The organism is Streptomyces sp. NBC_00996 (genome assembly GCF_045162675.1).
Lineage (GTDB): Bacteria > Actinomycetota > Actinomycetes > Streptomycetales > Streptomycetaceae > Streptomyces.
Genome location: NZ_CP108723.1, coordinates 5,529,608 through 5,547,345, shown reverse-complemented (window position 1 = coordinate 5,547,345; position 17,738 = coordinate 5,529,608). Strand labels below are relative to the sequence as shown.

At 69.4% G+C, this 17,738-nt stretch carries 17 protein-coding genes and 1 tRNA gene; 17 read left to right on the top strand and 1 reads right to left on the bottom strand.

Annotated features, from left to right (window positions below; translation table 11 throughout):
• Nucleotides 1-35 precede the first annotated feature (35 nt).
• From OG390_RS26140 to OG390_RS26075, 14 genes are all read left to right on the top strand, one after another.
• Nucleotides 36-326: an acyl carrier protein gene (locus tag OG390_RS26140; protein WP_406171520.1), complete on the top strand. Its 291-nt coding sequence runs from the start codon at nucleotides 36-38 to the stop codon at nucleotides 324-326.
• A complete protein-coding gene (locus OG390_RS26135; protein ID WP_406171518.1) occupies nucleotides 319-1,428 on the top strand; it encodes an acyl-CoA dehydrogenase family protein in 1,110 nt (369 codons plus the stop codon). The genes OG390_RS26140 and OG390_RS26135 overlap by 8 nt, the downstream gene beginning before the upstream one ends.
• Nucleotides 1,425-2,411, top strand: coding sequence for a 3-oxoacyl-[acyl-carrier-protein] synthase III C-terminal domain-containing protein (locus OG390_RS26130; protein ID WP_406171516.1), 987 nt, complete (start codon nucleotides 1,425-1,427; stop codon nucleotides 2,409-2,411). The genes OG390_RS26135 and OG390_RS26130 overlap by 4 nt, the downstream gene beginning before the upstream one ends.
• Before the next feature lie 2 nt (nucleotides 2,412-2,413).
• On the top strand, nucleotides 2,414-4,471 hold the full coding sequence (locus OG390_RS26125; protein ID WP_406171514.1) for an HAD-IIIC family phosphatase: 2,058 nt from the start codon (nucleotides 2,414-2,416) through the stop codon (nucleotides 4,469-4,471).
• A 67-nt stretch (nucleotides 4,472-4,538) separates the two neighbouring features.
• On the top strand, nucleotides 4,539-6,092 hold the full coding sequence (locus OG390_RS26120; RefSeq protein WP_406171512.1) for an amino acid adenylation domain-containing protein: 1,554 nt from the start codon (nucleotides 4,539-4,541) through the stop codon (nucleotides 6,090-6,092).
• Between the two features lie 2 nt (nucleotides 6,093-6,094).
• Nucleotides 6,095-6,592, top strand: a complete 498-nt coding sequence (locus tag OG390_RS26115; protein WP_406171510.1) for a hypothetical protein — start codon at nucleotides 6,095-6,097, stop codon at nucleotides 6,590-6,592.
• On the top strand, nucleotides 6,589-7,326 hold the full coding sequence (locus OG390_RS26110; RefSeq protein WP_406171509.1) for a tyrosine-protein phosphatase: 738 nt from the start codon (nucleotides 6,589-6,591) through the stop codon (nucleotides 7,324-7,326). The genes OG390_RS26115 and OG390_RS26110 overlap by 4 nt, the downstream gene beginning before the upstream one ends.
• 3 nt (nucleotides 7,327-7,329) lie before the next feature.
• Entirely contained in the window at nucleotides 7,330-7,668 is a 339-nt protein-coding gene (locus OG390_RS26105; protein ID WP_406171507.1) for a hypothetical protein, read from the top strand.
• A 33-nt stretch (nucleotides 7,669-7,701) separates the two neighbouring features.
• Nucleotides 7,702-8,643 (top strand): hypothetical protein, encoded by a 942-nt coding sequence (locus OG390_RS26100; RefSeq protein WP_406171505.1) that lies wholly within the window; start codon nucleotides 7,702-7,704, stop codon nucleotides 8,641-8,643.
• 52 nt (nucleotides 8,644-8,695) lie between these two features.
• Nucleotides 8,696-9,646, top strand: a complete 951-nt coding sequence (locus OG390_RS26095; protein WP_406171503.1) for a nucleoside-diphosphate kinase — start codon at nucleotides 8,696-8,698, stop codon at nucleotides 9,644-9,646.
• Nucleotides 9,634-10,425 (top strand): 4'-phosphopantetheinyl transferase family protein, encoded by a 792-nt coding sequence (locus OG390_RS26090; protein WP_406171502.1) that lies wholly within the window; start codon nucleotides 9,634-9,636, stop codon nucleotides 10,423-10,425. The genes OG390_RS26095 and OG390_RS26090 overlap by 13 nt, the downstream gene beginning before the upstream one ends.
• 57 nt (nucleotides 10,426-10,482) lie before the next feature.
• On the top strand, nucleotides 10,483-11,013 hold the full coding sequence (locus tag OG390_RS26085; protein WP_406171500.1) for an ATP-dependent Clp protease proteolytic subunit: 531 nt from the start codon (nucleotides 10,483-10,485) through the stop codon (nucleotides 11,011-11,013).
• A 118-nt stretch (nucleotides 11,014-11,131) separates the two neighbouring features.
• On the top strand, nucleotides 11,132-12,055 hold the full coding sequence (locus OG390_RS26080) for a hypothetical protein (protein ID WP_406171498.1): 924 nt from the start codon (nucleotides 11,132-11,134) through the stop codon (nucleotides 12,053-12,055).
• The gene (locus tag OG390_RS26075; RefSeq protein ID WP_406171497.1) at nucleotides 12,052-13,935 is read left to right on the top strand and encodes a hypothetical protein; all 1,884 of its coding nucleotides are present in this window, start codon (nucleotides 12,052-12,054) and stop codon (nucleotides 13,933-13,935) included. The genes OG390_RS26080 and OG390_RS26075 overlap by 4 nt, the downstream gene beginning before the upstream one ends.
• Nucleotides 13,936-14,052: 117 nt before the next feature.
• Here OG390_RS26075 and OG390_RS26070 read toward each other — a convergent pair.
• Nucleotides 14,053-14,136, bottom strand: a tRNA-Leu gene (locus OG390_RS26070).
• Between the two features lie 538 nt (nucleotides 14,137-14,674).
• Between OG390_RS26070 and OG390_RS26065 the strand changes: the two genes are divergently transcribed.
• The 3 genes from OG390_RS26065 (at nucleotide 14,675) to OG390_RS26055 (ending at nucleotide 17,723) form a co-directional block, all read left to right on the top strand.
• Nucleotides 14,675-15,526, top strand: coding sequence for an FhaA domain-containing protein (locus OG390_RS26065; protein WP_406171495.1), 852 nt, complete (start codon nucleotides 14,675-14,677; stop codon nucleotides 15,524-15,526).
• Nucleotides 15,527-15,536: 10 nt separating this feature from the next.
• Nucleotides 15,537-16,061: an FHA domain-containing protein gene (locus OG390_RS26060; protein ID WP_406171493.1), complete on the top strand. Its 525-nt coding sequence runs from the start codon at nucleotides 15,537-15,539 to the stop codon at nucleotides 16,059-16,061.
• Between the two features lie 90 nt (nucleotides 16,062-16,151).
• Entirely contained in the window at nucleotides 16,152-17,723 is a 1,572-nt protein-coding gene (locus tag OG390_RS26055; RefSeq protein WP_406177859.1) for a Stp1/IreP family PP2C-type Ser/Thr phosphatase, read from the top strand.
• The last annotated feature ends 15 nt before the right edge of the window (nucleotides 17,724-17,738 follow it).

The window sequence follows — 17,738 nt, the reverse complement described above, 5'->3', positions numbered from 1 at the left end:
TCCATCCGACCCCGAAACGAGAGGCTCCAACCACCGTGTCTGCCAAGCCTTCCACCCAGCCGACGGCCGCCGAGATCGAGGCCGAACTCCTCGCCTTCCTGCACAGCCGCGGGAAGGTGGCCGTGGCGTCCGACACTGACCTGTTCGCCTCGGGTGCCGTCACCTCCCTCTTCTCCCTGGAACTGGTCATGCACGTGGAGACGGCGTACGGCGTCGCCGTCGTGGGTGACGAGCTGAACATGGACAACTTCCGCAGCGTGCGGGCCATGGTGGCGCTCATCGAGCGGCTCTGCTCGGACGGCGGGACGGAACCCTCCCGTGCGTGAGTCCGTCGAGTGGGCGGCCGCGCTGGTCACGGAACTGGCCGCGGACCGGGCCGAAGCATGGGACGACCGCGCCGAACTGCCCCGCGAGGTCATCCACGAACTGGGTGTCAAGGGCGTGCTCTGCGCCGACGTCTCCGAGTCGTTCGGTGGCCTGGGACTCGGCAGCCAGGACAACGGCCGGCTGATCGCCGCCACCGGGGAGAGGTGCAGCTCGCTGCGGAGCGTGATGACCTCGCAGGGCATCGCCGCCTGGACCGTGGCACGCTTCGGCTCGGCCGCTCAGCAGTCGGAGTTCCTGCCGCGGCTCACCTCCGGTGAGACGGCCGGGGTCGCGTTCAGCGAGCCCGGCGCCGGCAGTGACCTCGCCGCGATGACCACCGAGATCGTCCGTGACGGGGACACGATCGTCGTCAGCGGTGTGAAGACGTGGGTGACCGGGGCCCACTACGCGTCCCTGCTCGTGGTCTTCGGCCGGTACGGCGACGGTGCCGCCATGGCGGTCGTGCCGACCGATGCTCCCGGGGTGACCGTCGAGCGCGTCCCCTCCCCGCTCGGCTGCCGGGCGGCAGGGCACGCCACCGTCCGCCTGGGCCGGGTCCGGCTGCCCGTCGGCCACCTTCTCGGCGGCGCGGGGATGCCCGTCACGATGCTGGTCTCGTCGCCGCTGACGCACGGCCGGATCTCCGTGGCCTGGGGCTGCGTGGGCATTCTGCGGGCCTGCCTGCGCGAGGTCGTACGGCACAGCTCCCGGCGCGTCACCTTCGGCAGTCCGCTCTCCCGACACCAGCTGGTCCAACGGCACATCGCGGAACTGCACGCCGACGAACGCACGGCGACGTTCGCGTGCGAACACGCCAGCCGGGAGTGGGACACCAAGCAGCCGCGGCACATGGCGACCGCCGTGCTGGCCAAGCACGTGGCCGCGGGACACGCAGCGCGGGGCGCGGCGAGCGCCGTGCAGGTGCTGGCCTCCGCGGGGGCGCACTCCTCGCACGTGGTGGCGCGCGCCTACCGGGACGCGAAGCTGATGGAAATCATCGAAGGAAGCAACGAGATCAGCCAGCTCCTGCTGGCTGACGAAGCGATGACGGTGTGGGGATGACCATGAACGACGGGGGCGGCGACGAGGTCGGCCTGGGGGCCGTGCACTGCCTGTTGCCGGACGAACGCGTCAAGGTGGGCGACCTGCCCGAGTGGGGGCAGCTCAGCCGCGACGAGATGGACTTCGCTCGTGGCTCGGGCATCGACACCGTGAGCGTCTTCGAAGGACGCGCCACCGCGGGCCTGGCGGCCGAGGCCGTCCGCGGACTCGGCGCAGCGGTGGACGCCAGCCCCGACCTGCTCATCCTGGTCAGCCCGCGCTCACCGGACGTGCTGCTCGGCTCCGACGTCGGCCAGGTGCAGTCCGAGGCGGGCCTGGCCGGAGCGTTCTCCTTCACCGTGGACGGACTGGGCTGCACAGGTTCCAGCGCGGCGTGGGCCATGGCCCGCGATCTGATCGTGGCCGACCCCAAACGCACCAGCGCGGTGATCGCCCACGCCAGCCGCCCCACCGGAGCCGACCGGGTGCGCCATCCGGTCACCGTGATCGGTGACGGGGCGTACGCCATGACGATGGTGCGCGGGGGGCGTCCGGTCCTTCGGGCACACCGGATGGAGAGCGACGGCACCTTCCACGACCTCTTCCGCGTCGACTACAAGCGCGCGCCCTGGTACGAGTGGCGCGAGGAGTGCCAGTCCGCCGACCGCTACCGGTTCGAGCTGGCTCTGCACAGCAGACAGCGGCTGTCCCGGCTGGTCGACGAGGTGCTCGCCGACGCGGGTCTGGGCAAGGCGGACATCGCCGCGACCCTGATGCAGAACGTCACCGCCGGTGCCTTCGACTTCTACGAGACCCTGCTCGGCCTGCCCATCCACCCGGTCTGCCGGCGTCATCTCGCCGAGCACGGCCACCTGGGGGCCATGGACGTCGTACTCAACCTTCAGCGGGTGCTCGCCGAGGGCGGTCTACGACGCGGCGACCACGTTCTCGTCCTGAACAACAGTCCGGTTGCCGCCTGGGCGGCCACGCTCTGGGAGATCTGATCATGTCGCACAGCACAGCCGCGCAGAATCCCACCACAGCCGGGCAGGCCCTGGTCAAGTGCCTGGTGTGGGACCTGGACAACACTCTGTGGCAGGGAACGCTGCTGGAGGACGAGGAGGTCAGGCTGCCGGAGGAGATACGGCGCACCATCGAGGAACTCGACGCGCGCGGCATCCTGCAGTCCATCGCCAGCCGCAACGATCACGACCACGCCTGGGAGCGGCTGGAGAAACTCGGGCTCGCCCAGTACTTCGTCCTGCCCCGGATCAACTGGGGCAGGAAGTCCGACTCCGTCCGCGCCATCGCGGAGCAGCTCAAGTTCGCCCCGTCCACCATCGCCTTCATCGACGACCAGCCCGCGGAGCGCGCCGAGGTGGCCCTCGAACTGCCCGACGTGCGGACGTACGAGGCCGAGCGGGCCGCACGGCTGACCGGCCTCCCCGAGTTCAGCCCGGACCACGTCACGGAGGACGCGGCCAACCGGCGTGCCATGTACCAGGCGGGCATCCGGCGCGAGCAGGCCGAAGCGGAGCACAGGGGGTCGAGTGACGAGTTCCTCCGCTCCCTCGACCTGCGGCTGACCATCGAGCAGGCGAGCGCCGAGCAGTTGGGCAGGGTCGAGGAACTGACCCTGCGCACCAGCCAGATGAATGCGACCGGCATCCACTACTCGGACGCCGACCTGCGCACTCTGCTCGCCGACCCCGACCACGACGTGCTCGTCGCCGGCCTGACGGACCGCTTCGGCAGCCACGGCGCCGTCGGTGTGGTGCTCCTGGCACGCCGGAGCACCCACTGGCGCATCAAGCTGCTGGCCACCTCCTGCCGCGTGGTCTCCTTCGGCATCGGTGCCACCATCCTGCGCTGGCTCAAGGCCCAGGCCCGAGCGGCCGGGGTGCACCTGACGGCCGACTTCCGCCCCACGGAGCGCAACCGGATCGTGGAAGTGACCTACCGGTTCGGCGGTTTCGGCCGGCGGTCGTGCGCCGGGTGCGGGAGCATCGGCGAGAACGCCTCCGACATCCAGCAGCTGCACTGCGTCCCGGCCGAGGAGGAGATCTCGGCCACGACGCGGGTCATCGCACCGACGCTGGGCGCCGCGCGCGCCGAATCCGTGCACGAGTGCTACGGCTACCGCGTGGAATGCTCGTACGACCGTGCGGCGCGCAGGGTCGTGGACGACTTCTTCGGCCCCGCCGTGGACCGGGACGGCGCGGTTGCCGGGCATGTTCGGACCGTGCGGCTGGACTTCGCGGTGCAGGACGGCCCGGTGGTGACGCCGGTGAACCCGCCGCACAACCTGGAGGTCATGACGGGGGATCCGATCGTGATCGACACGGGCGGTTCACGGTGCGTGTTCGACCCGTCCACGAGTTCGGGCACCGTCACCGTGGGCCGGGCCGACCTGGGCGACTCCCAGGTGTGGGGCCGCTGGATCCTGGAACGCCTCTTCCTCTACCTCATCTGCCGTTCGCCGCGCAGCTACCCGTTGCACGCCGGAGCGATCGAGGCCGACGGCCGGGTGGCCGTGCTGACGGCGGCCGCCGGTGTGGGCAAGTCGACGTTCACCTACTGGGCTCTGCACCGCGGTGCTCGTCTCGTAGGGGAGGACATCCTCGCCAGGAACATGGACGAACCGGGCGGCGTGGTGTGGGGCTATCCCCGTGCCCTCTACGTCACGCCGGAGATGATCGCCCGCAGTGATGTCCTTCGGGGGGCGCCGGTCACGCCGATCGAGGGCGGGACCAAGTGCCGGGTCACTGTTCCCCGGGCCCTGGAGGACCGCCTGCTTTCCCGGGCCCGGCCCACGTGCCTGGTGTTCCTGGTGCGCGGCGACGGCGGCCTCCGGGAGCTGACCACGGCCGAGGCCCTCGACCGGTGCCGCGAGGACTACGCCACCGCGAAGAACGAGGCGGACCTCAAGGCGGTGGTGGACGATCTGCGGCGGCTTCTGGCGGGGGTGCCCGTCTGGGAGTTCGAGGTCTCCGACGACCTCGACGAGAGCTACGACCGGCTGCACTCGGCCCTGGCCGCCCTTCCCGTGCTCTCCACCGACTGACCGGACAAGCTCCTGTTCGCCCCTGAGGACCCACTGAGGACCGATTGAGGACCCATTGCGAAAGCCCATGCAACAGCTCAAGCACGCCACGTCGCTGTACGCGGTGTTCGCGGGCCAGGCACAGCGTCACCCGGACGCCGTGGCCGTCACCGACGGTTCGCTCGACGTCAGCTACCGCGAACTGGAGCACGGCGCCCTGGCGTACCGGGCACGCCTGGAGCAGCAGGGTGTCCGGCCCGGCGACCTGGTGGGCATCAGCCTCACGCGGGGCTGGGAGGTCGTCGCGGCGATTCTCGCCGTGCTCGGCCAGGGGTGCGGCTATGTACCGCTGGACCCGGCCTACCCCGCGGACCGGCTGGCCCTCATGGTGGAGAACAGCCGCATCCGGGTGGCCATCGCGCACCCGGACGGCTCACCGCTCCCCGAGAACGTCGTCCGCGTGACACGCGGCTCCGCCGACGAGATCACCACCGCCGTCCCCCTCCCACGACCGGACGGCACGCCGGTCTACGTGATCTACACGTCGGGCTCCACCGGAGTGCCCAAGGGAGTCGCCGTCGCGGAGAGCGCGGTACTGGAACTCTTCCGGTCCTGCTCCCCGGGGCTGTTCTCGTTCGGCCCCGACGACACGTGGTCGCTGTACTTCAGCCACAACTTCGACTTTTCCGTGTGGGAGATCTGGGGTGCCCTCCTGTTCGGCGGCCGGGTCGTGGTCGTCCCGGCACAGACCACCACCCGGCCCGCCGCGTTCCTGGAGTTCCTCGCGCGCGAGCGGGTGACCGTGCTCAGCACGGTGCCCAGTTTCTTCAAGTACCTGCCCAAGGCGTACGAACGCAAGCCCGTCCCGCTCGCCCTGCGCTACGTCGTCTTCGGAGGCGAGCAGCTGGACCGGGTCTCCGTGCGCAACTGGATGGAGCTGCGGCCGGACGCCGAGACCCTCGTGAACATGTACGGGATCACCGAGACGACGGTGCACACCACGTTCGGCGCCCTCACCGCGCAACGGGTGGCGTCCGACGGAGGCGGCACCTGGATCGGGACGCCCCTGCCGCACCACCGCATGGTGCTGCTCTCACCGGACGACGGTGCGGTACCCGACGGCGAGCCCGGTGAGGCGTACGTATCCGGCCCCGGCCTCGCCCACGGCTACGTCGGACGGCCGGACCTGACGGCTGAACGTTTCCGCGAGCTCACACTCGACGGCGACGCGGCGGCGTGCGTCTGGTACCGCACCGGTGACGTACTGCGCCGGCTGCCCGACGGCACGTACGAATACCTCGGCCGCAACGACCGCCAGGTCAACCTCCGCGGGTTCCGTATCGAACTCGGCGAGGTCGAGGCGGTCCTGCGCAAGGAGGCGTCCGTGCTCGACGCGGTGGCCCTGACCGAGGAGGCGGGCGGTGGCGAGTCCCTCCTCGTCGGCTACGTGACCCTCGCCGAGGACCAGGCGGCGACGGCGGAGCACACGGCGCGGCTGCGTGCGGTGTGCCAGGACCGATTGCCCGTCCACATGGTGCCCAACCGCATCGTCGTGGTCTCGCAGATGCCCCTGGCTCCCTCCGGGAAGCTCGACCGGGCCCGGCTGTCCACCGACGTCGATCTGAGGGTGGCGCTGCGATGAGGATGGAGATCGAGCGAAAGTTCACCGTGGCGGAGGACTGGCAGGTCCCCGACGACGCGGTCGGCGTGCGGTTGCGTCAGGCGTATCTGACCCCGACGGGGGCGTCGGTCGAGTTCCGGGTACGGGCCGCGGGCAGCGCCCGGGTCCTGACCGCGAAGAGCCTCCACAGCGCGTCCTGGGCGATGGTGCGCGAGGAGGTCGAGTTCCCCATCGACGCCGCCGCGTTCGAGCAGTTCTGGGAGCTGGCCCGGCGTGACTCACTGACCAAGTTCCGCTGGACGGTGCCGCTCGGGGACCACGTGGCGTCGGTCGACGAGTACGACGGACCGCTGACCGGACTCCGCGTGGTCGAGGTGGAGTTCGACAGCGTCGAGGCGGCGAGGAACTTCCGGCCGCCGGACTGGTTCGGCGAGGAAGTGACCGGAAATCCCGCGTGGAGCAACCGCAAGCTGGCCGCGGCGGCGCAAGCGGTACACGACGACGAAGGGAAGCGCCGATGAACCGGCACATTGAGTTCGACCGCCTGCACAACTTCCGTGACCTGGGCGGCTATCGCACGGCCGGCGGTCGCACGGTCGCCTGGCGGACCCTCTACCGCGCCGACTCGCTCGGCAAACTCCGCGGCTCCGACTGGGAGAAGTTCCTCGGGCTCGGCATCGGCACCGTCATCGACCTGCGCTACCCGTGGGAGATCGAGACGAAGGGCCGCGTGCCGGAGGCGGAGCGGTTCCACTACGTCAACCTGAGCATCGAACACCGTCCCTACGACCAGGCGTCCATCGATCCCGCCCTCGACCCCTGGCGCTACCTCGCGGATCGCATCGCCGAAGTGACCGAGGACGGGGCCGACGAGATCCGCGGTGTACTGGAGCACATCGCCGAGGCCCCGCACCCCGTCGTCCACCACTGCACCTCAGGCAAGGACCGGACCGGCCTGATCAGTGCGCTCGTGCTCACCCTGCTCGACGTGCCACGCGAGGACGTACTCGCCGACTTCGCGCTGACCGAGCTGGCCACCGAGCGCCTGATCGCGGACTGGCACGCGGCACATCCCGGGCGCGAGCTGAAGTGGCCGGCGTACGGACGCGCGCCCGCGGTCGTCATGGAGCTGGTCCTGGCGGATCTGGAGACCCGGTACGGCTCCGTGCAGGGCTACCTCAAGGACAGGGTCGGCCTGTTGGACGCCACGGCGGAGCGGCTGCGAGCCCGACTCCTGACGGATGGGAATGGCTGACGCATGCCCGACTCCCATCGGACGACCGAGAGGGCCGAGGGCCGCTTCCGCGTCCTCGCAGTGGACACGTACGGCATCGCCCTCGGTCTGACCGAGGCCGGAGCCGACGCCCTCCGGCCGGTGACGCGCATCGCCTTCGACTGCTCGGGCCTCGCCGAGCCGGTGCTCCTCCCGGCGGCACAGGACAACCGGACCGTGCGGGAAGCTGCCCGACTCCGGCTGGAGCACTCCCGCACCTCTGCGCCGTCTCGGCCAGGAACAGTACGGCGACGTCGAAGGCGCGCTACGTGCCGACTCCCCGACGCGCGACGACACGACCGGACCGACGACAACGGACTCTGACAGGCGCCGACAGCGCGAATGGGGACACAACACATGCAACGGACGTTCCACGAGTTCTATGGTTACCGAGTCGCCTGCACGGCACCGGCGGAGGCGCAGCCGGTGGTACAGCGCCTCTTCGGCGCCCAGCCGATCGTGGATCCACACCTGCCGTGGCCGGGCACGGACACGGTCCACCTGTCCTTCGAGGTGACCGGTGACAGCCACGCCCCCGTGCCTCCGCCCTATTTCCCGCCGCACTGGGAAAAGCTTGACGAGATCGTCCTCGACACGGGCAGTTCCACCGCCGTCGTCTGCCTCGCCGACCGTGCGGTGCGGGTGCAGCTCGCCCGCTCGGACCTGGACAACCCGATCGTCTGGGGCCGCTGGTTGGTGGAGAAGGCCTTCCTCGTCCTCACACTGCGCTCCGACCGCCACTACGGGCTGCACGCTGGCGCTCTCTCCCTGAACTCCCGAGCGGCGCTGGTCACCGCCGACAGCGGTGTCGGCAAGTCCACGTTCACCGCCTGGGGACTCTTCCAGGGCGCCACGCTCATCGGCGAGGACGCCATGATGCGCCACATCGACGATCCCGAGGGCCGGTTCTGGGGATACCCCCGATGCAGTTATCTCGACCCGGCCCTGGTCAAGAGCAGGCCAGAACTCACAGACGCGGTATCCGCCATGGTCCCGGCGCGGGAAAAGTGTCGCCTGGAGTGGCCACCGTCCTTCGAGAGCCGCCTGCTGACCGCCGTACGCCCGCAGGCGCTGCTCGTCCTGACCCGGGCGCACCAGGAGATCCGGTCAGTCGGTATCGACGCGGTGATCGAGCTGTGCCGGAGCGACTTCACGGCGGGCAAGCTCGACGCCGACGCCCGGGACCGGGCCGAGGACGACCTGCGCACGCGGCTCGGGAGCATGGACCTGCTGGAGTTCGGCCTCGCCCCCGATTTGGACACCAACTACACACGGCTGGCAGCGACCCTGCGCGCCTGACCATGGTGGGCCGGGACGGCCCACTCATGAGGAACGAGAGAGCGAAGACACCATGGGCCCCACGAACTGGAGCGCACTCACCCGTATGCCGGTCAAGGCGTACCACTACCAACTCGACACCTGCTTCCGCGAGGGATACAGCGAGGTACAGGATGCTTTCGGAGACCGGCAGCAGGAGGTTCTGCACCGCTCCGCGCTGATGTTGGTCAAGCCCGACGGCATGGCCACGGGCAAGCTCGGGGACATACGTGACTTCTTGATTGAGCACGACTTCTCGATCGTCGGCGCAGAGCTCTTCCGGTTCAACCGGCATACAGGGCGCGAACTATGGCGCCACCAGCACACGCTCGCCTCGCTGGACAGGCTCGCCGTCATCGACATCGTGCTTCAGGCGGCCCCCACCCTGCTACTGCTGCTGCGCAGCCACGGCGACCACATCGTGCCCGCGACCGTGCACCTCAGCTCGCTCAAGGGCAAGGCGGACATATCGCAGCAGGCGCCCGACAGCCTGCGCAGCATCCTCAAGCGCCCGAACCGGCTGTGCAGCATGATCCACTGTGCGGACGAGCCGGCCGACCTGATCCGCGAGCTGAACCTGCTGATGGATCCCGCGCCTCGACAGCGTCTGCTCGGTCGCCTGTACGAAGGTGTCCCCTCGGCGGTCGACGAGGAGCTGATCGACCGTATCCTGCACTCCGGCGACTTCGGAAGCGTCACGCTCGACCGGGACGGCGCTGTCCGGCGCATCCGTCAGCTGGCACAGGCGTGCGCCGCGGAACGCCCCGACCTGGCGGCTCCGGCGGGCAGGATCTGCGACTGGCTGGACGGTACGGAGCGCGGTGAACTGCTCCCCTGGCGTGAGTTCACCCGTGTTCTGGAGTCACTCGACATCAAGGTGGACGTCTGGGACCTGGCCATCGTCGGCAGCAGCCACATCCTGGAGGACGAGCCCGGAGCCATCAAGGTGATAGGCAATCCGGCGCCCGGCTCGTGGCTCACGTGACCCGGTCCTTCCTGGAGCCGCGCCCGGTTCGGACGTCCGAGCCGGCAGCGGCTGCGGCTCTGTTCCTGGTGCACGCCGAAGACCTGGCAGGGGCATGGGAAAGCGCTGTCCCCTCGGTCCTCAGCGAGCAGGAGCAGACCCGGGCCGCCCAGTTTCACCTGCGCTCCGACAGGGACACGTACGTGGCCGTACACTTCGCGCTGCGGCTCGTCCTGGGGCGTGTACTGGACCTGCCGTCGACCGCCGTGCCCCTCGTCCGGCATGTCTGCCCGATCTGTGGCGCGGCACACGGCCGGCCCGGCGTAGCGGGCGATCCCGTGCATTTCTCCCTGAGCCACAGCGGTGGCACGGGGCTTGTCGCGATCGCTTCCACACCCGTGGGCGTCGACCTGGAGGCGCCGGCGAGCGACGCCACGGTGACGTTGCTCAGCCCACGCCTGCACCCGGCCGAGCGCGCCGAGTTGTCTGTGCTGCCGGAGTCCGAACGGCGAGGGGCCTTCGCCCGCGTCTGGTGCCGCAAAGAGGCGTACCTCAAAGGCATCGGAACTGGACTGTCCCGGCCCCTGTCCTCGGACTATGTGGGCGCGACGGAGCTGCCCTCCGCCCCGCCCGGCTGGCAGATCACCGACGTGGCCCTCGACACCAGCCACCTGGCTGCTCTCGCCGTGCAATCACCCGGGCCCCAGTCGGTCACGTCCACGGACGTGGTGTACGGCGGGTTGTTGAGGTCGTCGCCGTTCGGGGTGGTTGAGCGTGCACGCGGGTGGCGTGGGGCATAAGGCAGCTGTCATCGGCTGAGCCTCCGGGAGAACGCTTCAAGATCTCCGACGCAGTTCGTGAAGCCCGACATCCAGGCGGTCTGCATCGGCCAGGCCGCCTCGGCCGCAGCCGTCCTGTTGGGCGCAGGCACTCCGGGTAAAGGCACGGCGCTGCCCGGGGCGCGGGTACTGCTGCACCAGCCGCACAGCGGGGGGCCCGTCCTCAAGTCCGCCTCGTCCATCGGTACCGACGCCCACGACGGCGGAACCATGGTGGTGGCGGAAGGCCCGCGTTTCTCCTCGCGCGCCGAATCGCAGTGGTATGCGGCGGCCGGATGGGCCCTCGTCAACATGACCGGCCATCCGGAAGCGGTCCTGGCACGAGAACTCGCCCTTTGTTACACGGCCGTGGCACTGGTGACCGATCATGACGCGGGCATTCAGCGTAGCGAGAGCGTCGACCAGGAGACCGTCTTCGCAGTGTTCCAGGCCAATCTGGAGCGGCTGCGGGCTGTCATCCTCGGGGCGGCAAAGCTGTTGCCCGAAGACCGGATGTGCACGTGCGTCACCCCCCTGGATGGGCTTCGCCTGCCTTTCGAACTGCCCTAATGCCGTACATGGACGGCACTCTGCCGATCCGCACATCGGGGTCGCACGCGGCCGCTGCCGCGGATACATGTTATTCGAATAACACCCTCCGGCTGGGGTGTTGGTTTGGCGACATGTGATGAGTCAGCGGATTGATTCCTACGGACCGTCCGGCTCCCCCGCGGGGTGGAGCCGCGTCGGCGACGAAGTGCGCCGTGTCGTCCGCCTCGCCGATCCCCTGACGTCCTACAAAGCACGTGAGTTGCTCTCCGCGCTGGCCCAGTTGGCGCTCTTCTGCAACGGCGAGGGCCTTCCTGGAAAAGCCGAGGTGTGGCTCTCCCTGGAGGTGATCGAGAGGTTCATCGCGGTCGGCTGCCCCAACGTGAGGGACAGCACCCGCGGCAACTACCGGACCAGGCTCCTGCGGCTCAGCGAGATCGTCCTGGGCGGCGAATGCCGGACCGGGAACCCCGCCAAGCTGTCGGCCTCGGTTCCCAACAGCCCCTACACTCGGACCGAACTCGCGGACCTGTGGGGCTGGGTCAGCGGGCAGCCCACCGAGGAACTCCGATGGGGCTGCAAGACACTCATGGCACTCGGGCTCGGAGTCGGCCTCGACTCACCGGAGGTCATCCCGGTCCGCGTCCACGACATCCGCAGAACGCCTGGCGGTGGCGGCCCGGTCGTCGTGGCCACTCGCGGGCCCCGGAAACGCGAGATCCTCTGCCGCCGTCCCTGGGAAGGAGTCCTGGCCTCCGCCGCCGGCCGTCTCGAGACCAAGGGCGCCGCCCGGTACCTGTTCCGCCCCAACTCCCACAGCCGCGGCACCAACACCGTCACGAACTTCCTGGCCCGCACCCAGCCCAGCCCGAACGTCCCTCGCCTGGTCACGGGCCATCTCAGGTCCACGTGGCTGGCCGAACTCTTCGAAGAGCGGCTTCCCATCACCGTCATCGTGGCGGCGGCCGGCGTCGACACCCTCCACGGCCTCTCCCGCATCCTGCCGTTCCTGCGCGCCGTCCCCGCCGAAGAAGCGGCCCGCCTGCTGCGAGGCAGCCAATGACAGCGCCACGCAGCCTGCCCAGCGACCCCCACGACCGCCTCCTGGCGATGCGCGCCAAGCGCCGACTCGTCGACGGCGCCGACGTCGAGACGGCGATCGAGGAAGTCGACAACAGCCAACTCGTCCCCCTGCTGGAGGAGTTCGTCCACCTCCCGCGCGGCCGACACCGCACCCTGCACCTCAGAAACCCCCTGATCGGCCTCCACCTCTGCACCCAGGACACCGGCGGCAAGATCGTCCTGGAACGGGTCACGGACATCCTGTACTTCCGTATCAGCCCGCAGCTGCGCGCCCGGCTCGACATACCCGAGTACGAAGACCACGACCAGGGATTCGAGGCGGCCTACGCCGTGGTCCGGCGAATCTTCCACGCCATGAAGGACGCGATGAACCCCGCCCCGCTGACGCCCAACGGGCACCTCTCCCGCATGGAGGCGAACGCGCTGACGGCGGCGGCCGACGTCGACGAGTTGGCGGAGCGGGAGCGGCGGCTGGCGCTGTTCACCGAGTTCGTGCTGGACGCCTCTGTGCGCTCCCTCCACGATCTCCTGGCAGAACTGACAGAGGTCTCCCTGGGCATCGACGCCACTCCTGTCCGTACGTTCTCCCGCGGTCGTCGAACGAACGGGCCCGAGCTCGCCACCGACCCGGACGCCGGCTGGTACGTACGCGAAGGCGACCACAGGGATCCCGATGCGCCGGTGTCCGACTCCATGCGCCCGTCTCCACCGCCAGTCAAGAAGGGCAAAGCCAAGACGTCTCTGGTCAAGAAGAAGGCCTCGCTCAAGAAGAAGTACCTGTTCGGCTACGACGCCCACCTCATCGTGACCCGGGATGCCGAGCACGACGACGTCGTCCTCCTCGACGACGGCACCCCGAACCCCGATGTCCTTCCAGTACTGGTCCTCGGCGTCGCACTCGACAAGCCCGGCCACCGGCCCGCCTACAACGGCGTGAAGATCCTCAACCGCATGCAAGAGCGTGGCTACCAGCCCGGATATCTTGCAGGCGACCGCGCCTACAACAACTCCGAGCCCGACGAATGGCAGCTCCCCATCCGGGCCATGGGCTACAAGCCCGTCTACGACTATCGGGGAGACCAGCTCGGCAAGCAGGCCGAGACGGACGGCGCGATCCTCGTCGAGGGCCGCTGGTACTGCCCGTCCATGCCCGAACCCCTCATCAACGCCACCATCGACCTGCACGCCGAACGCATCGACCAGGAGACCTGGATCAGACTGATCGCAGCCCGCCGCGGCTACCGCATCATGCCCAAAGAGAACGCCGACGCCGACGGCTACCAGCGGATGATGTGCCCCGCCGAAGCAGGCAAAGCCCAGTGCCCCATCAAGCCACACACCCTCGGCCGCGGCGTCCAGCCCCCCCCCCTCGTCGACCCTGAGCCCAGCCCAGCGGGCCCGCTCAAGGTCTGCCGCCAGCGCACGATCACCGTCAGCCCCGAAACCGGCGCCAAGCACTGGCAGGCCCTGGAGTACGGCGGCCCGGAATGGCAGAAGATCTACTTCCGGCTCCGCAACAGCGTCGAGGGCCACAACGGCTACGCGAAGAACCCACTGGCCGAGGGCATCGAAGCTGCGGGCTCACGCCGCATCCGAGGCATCGCGGCCCGGACGATCCTCCTGGCCTTCCAGCTCGCCCACGCCAACCGCCGCAAGATCAAGAAATGGCTTGAGACGCTGGCGCTCGGCGGCGAGCGCCCTCGCCGCCGAACCCACCACAAGCGGAAGACCAAAGACCGCGGGACGTGGACACACCCACCGGCCATCTGGTGCCGGCCGCCTGACCCGAGCCCTCGCCACCCCAGCACCAACCGGAGAACAACCAGCAGCGCAAAAAGCAGGGCCCCGACCGTGAGATAGCTCACCGTCGGGGCCCTGCCGCGTCACTGTCCGGGCCGCAGCCCACCGCAAAACGAGAAACGGGCCTCACCAGGACTTTCGTCACTGGTGAAGACCCGTTCCGTCGGTTCTTCGCTGTGCGCGAGGGGGGAGTTGAACCCCCACGCCCTTGCGGGCACTGGAACCTGAATCCAGCGCGTCTGCCTATTCCGCCACCCGCGCATTGGGTGTGTCGTCCGTCTCTCACCAAGTGGTGTGAGCGCCTGCCGACATCGAGAAGATTAGCACGCTGCCAGGGGTGGAATCACATCCCTTTCCCGGGGCCCCGCGGCCACGCCCGACAGGGCTCCCGCGCAGGCCACGTCCCCCATATCGACGTCGGCGCACGTCGTACGTCTCAGCCCGAACCGGTTCACGTATCAACCTCGTACCGGTCCCGGGCATCTCCCCAGGAGCCGGACGGGCCGCACGGTCAGGTGCGGGACACTGGTCGTGGGGCGCCTCTACGATCCTTGGCAGGAGTAGTGCCGGGAGGAGTTCGAAGTGGTGTCCCGGAGGGAACCTCGGGAGGTGACTTCGGATGGCGTCGACAACCCGTCGACCGGGCCGACAGGGGGAACCAGCCGATTTCCCGACGCGTGGATACGATCAGTAAGCAGTACCAGCAAGACCCGCAGGACCAGCGGGGTCCGCAAGACCCGCAGGGCCAAGAAGACGACAGCAAGCTGTACCAGGACGGCTACGAAGGAGGAGGTGCCCCATGGGAGTCCTGAAGAAGTTCGAGCAGCGTCTCGAAGGTCTGGTCAACGGCACCTTCGCCAAGGTGTTCAAGTCCGAGGTCCAGCCCGTGGAGATCGCGGGAGCGCTCCAGCGGGAGTGCGACAACAACGCGACCATCTGGAACCGGGACCGGACCGTCGTCCCCAATGACTTCATCGTGGAGCTGAGCGCGCCGGACTTCGAGCGCCTCAGCCCCTACTCCGGCCAGCTCGGCGACGAACTCGCCGGCATGGTGCGCGACTACGCCAAGCAGCAGCGCTACACCTTCATGGGCCCCATCAAGGTCCACCTGGAGAAGGCGGACGACCTCGACACCGGTCTGTACCGGGTACGCAGCCGTACGCTCGCCTCCTCCAGCAACCAGCAGGCTCCCGAGCGCGCCCCCGCGGGCCCCGCTCCGGCGGCTCCGCGCGGCCAGGGTGGCTACGGCTATCCGCCCGCGGCCGCTCCCCCCATGCCGTCCGCGCCGCCGCCCGGTGGCCGGCCGGGCCCGGCCGCGATGGGACAGCCGATGGGCGCACGCCCCCCGGCCGGCCCGCAGTCGGGCGCCCGTATGCGGCACTGGATCGAGATCAACGGCACCCGCCATCAGATCTCCCGCCCGACGCTGGTGCTGGGCCGCAGCACCGAAGCCGACGTGCGGATCGACGACCCCGGCGTCTCGCGCCGGCATTGTGAGATCCGGACCGGAACGCCCTCGACGATCCAGGATCTCGGGTCCACCAACGGCATCGTGGTGGACGGGCAGCACACCACCCGCGCTACGCTCCGCGACGGCTCGCGGATCGTCGTGGGCAGCACCACCATCATTTACCGGCAAGCCGAAGGGTGAAGCGGGGGCAATGTCAGAGCTGACCCTCACGGTCATGCGGCTGGGTTTCCTGGCCGTACTGTGGCTGTTCGTGATCGTGGCCGTGCAGGTCATCCGCAGCGACCTGTTCGGAACGCGCGTCACGCAGCGCGGCTCGCGCCGGGACGCCAACAGGCCGCAGCAGGCGGCGCGCCAGCCCGCTGCTCCGCCGCAGCAGCGCCAGCAGGCGGCACCGAGCGGCGGCGGCCGACAGCGCCGCGGCGCCCCCAGCAAGCTGGTCGTCTCCGAGGGCACCCTGACGGGTACCACGGTGGCGCTGCAGGGGCAGACCATCACGCTTGGCCGCGCGCACGACAGCACCATCGTGCTGGACGACGACTACGCGTCCAGCAGGCATGCCAGGATCTACCCGGACCGGGACGGCCAGTGGATCGTCGAAGACCTCGGCTCCACCAACGGCACGTATCTCGACCGGAGCCGGCTGACGACTCCCACGCCCGTACCGCTGGGCGCGCCGATCCGCATCGGCAAGACCGTCATCGAGCTGCGGAAGTAGTACGACAATGAGCGAGCGGAGCGAGCACGCAACGGCGGTCCACACGACGGGCCCCGGCGCGCTCCCGACCGGAGGGTGGGCACCGTGCGGATGTACCCGGAGCCGACGGGCGAGGTGCGCATGAGTCTGTCACTGCGCTTCGCCGCCGGATCGCACAAAGGCATGATCCGCGAGGGCAATGAGGACTCGGGCTACGCCGGTCCCCGCCTGCTCGCGATCGCCGACGGGATGGGCGGCCAGGCCGCCGGCGAGGTCGCCAGCTCCGAGGTGATCTCCACGATCGTCGCGCTCGACGACGACGTGCCCGGATCCGACATCCTCACCTCGCTCGGCACCGCCGTACAGCGTGCCAACGACCAGCTCAGGATGATGGTCGAGGAGGACCCCCAGCTCGAAGGCATGGGGACGACCCTCACCGCGCTCCTGTGGACGGGCCAGCGGCTCGGTCTCGTACACGTCGGCGACTCGCGTGCGTACCTGCTGCGGGACGGCGTACTGACGCAGATCACGCAGGACCACACCTGGGTGCAGCGCCTCGTCGACGAGGGACGCATCACCGAGGAAGAGGCCACCACACACCCGCAGCGGTCGCTCCTCATGCGCGCGCTGGGCAGTGGCGACCACGTCGAGCCCGACCTCTCAATCCGTGAGGTCCGCGCCGGCGACCGGTACCTGATCTGCTCCGACGGACTGTCCGGGGTCGTCTCCCATCAGACGATGGAGGACACCCTCGCCAGCTACCAGGGCCCGCAGGAGACCGTGCAGGAGCTCATCCAGCTCGCGCTGCGCGGCGGCGGCCCCGACAACATCACGGTCATCGTGGCCGACGTCCTCGACATCGACTCCGGAGACACCCTCGCCGGGCAGCTCTCCGACACCCCGGTCGTGGTCGGCGCGGTCGCCGAGAACCAGCACCAGCTGCACGACAACGGCGCCATGCAGACACCCGCGGGCCGCGCCTCCAGCCTCGGCCGTCCGGTGCCCGGACAGGGTGGCGGCGGCGAGTTCGGCCCGCCCGGCAGCGGCGACACCACCGGCTATGTGCCCACGGGTGGCTTCGGCGACTACTCCGACGAGGACTTCGTCAAACCGCGCGCCGGACGCAAGTGGCTGAAGAGATCCCTCTACATCACGCTCGCGCTCGCCGTCATCGGCGGCGGCCTGTACGGCGGCTACCGTTGGACGCAGACGCAGTACTACGTCGGCACCAAGGACGAGCACGTCGCGCTGTACCGGGGCATCAGCCAGGACCTGGCCTGGGTCTCGCTCTCGAAGGTGGAGAAGGACCACCCCGAGATCGAACTCAAGTACCTGCCGCCGTACCAGCAGAAGCAGGTCAAGGCGACCATCGCCGAAGGCGGCCTGAGCGACGCGCAGTCGAAGGTCGACGAACTCGCCGTACAGGCCTCCGCGTGCAAGAAGGACGCCGCGCGCCGCGCCGCCGAGAGCGAGAACAACTCCAAGACCGGTGAAGGCCAGGCCGGCGGGACCACGGGAACCACAAAGACCTCCCTGACGTCCAAGGCCACGTCCAGCCCGACGCCGGCTCCGTCGAACTCGGCACCGTCGTCCTCCAAGTCCACGACCGCACCCACTCCCACACCCGGCCCCAGCCTCTCCGACGAAGAGCAGAAGCTGGTCTCGCTGTGCGGTAAGCAGTAAGCAGCCGTGAGGGGC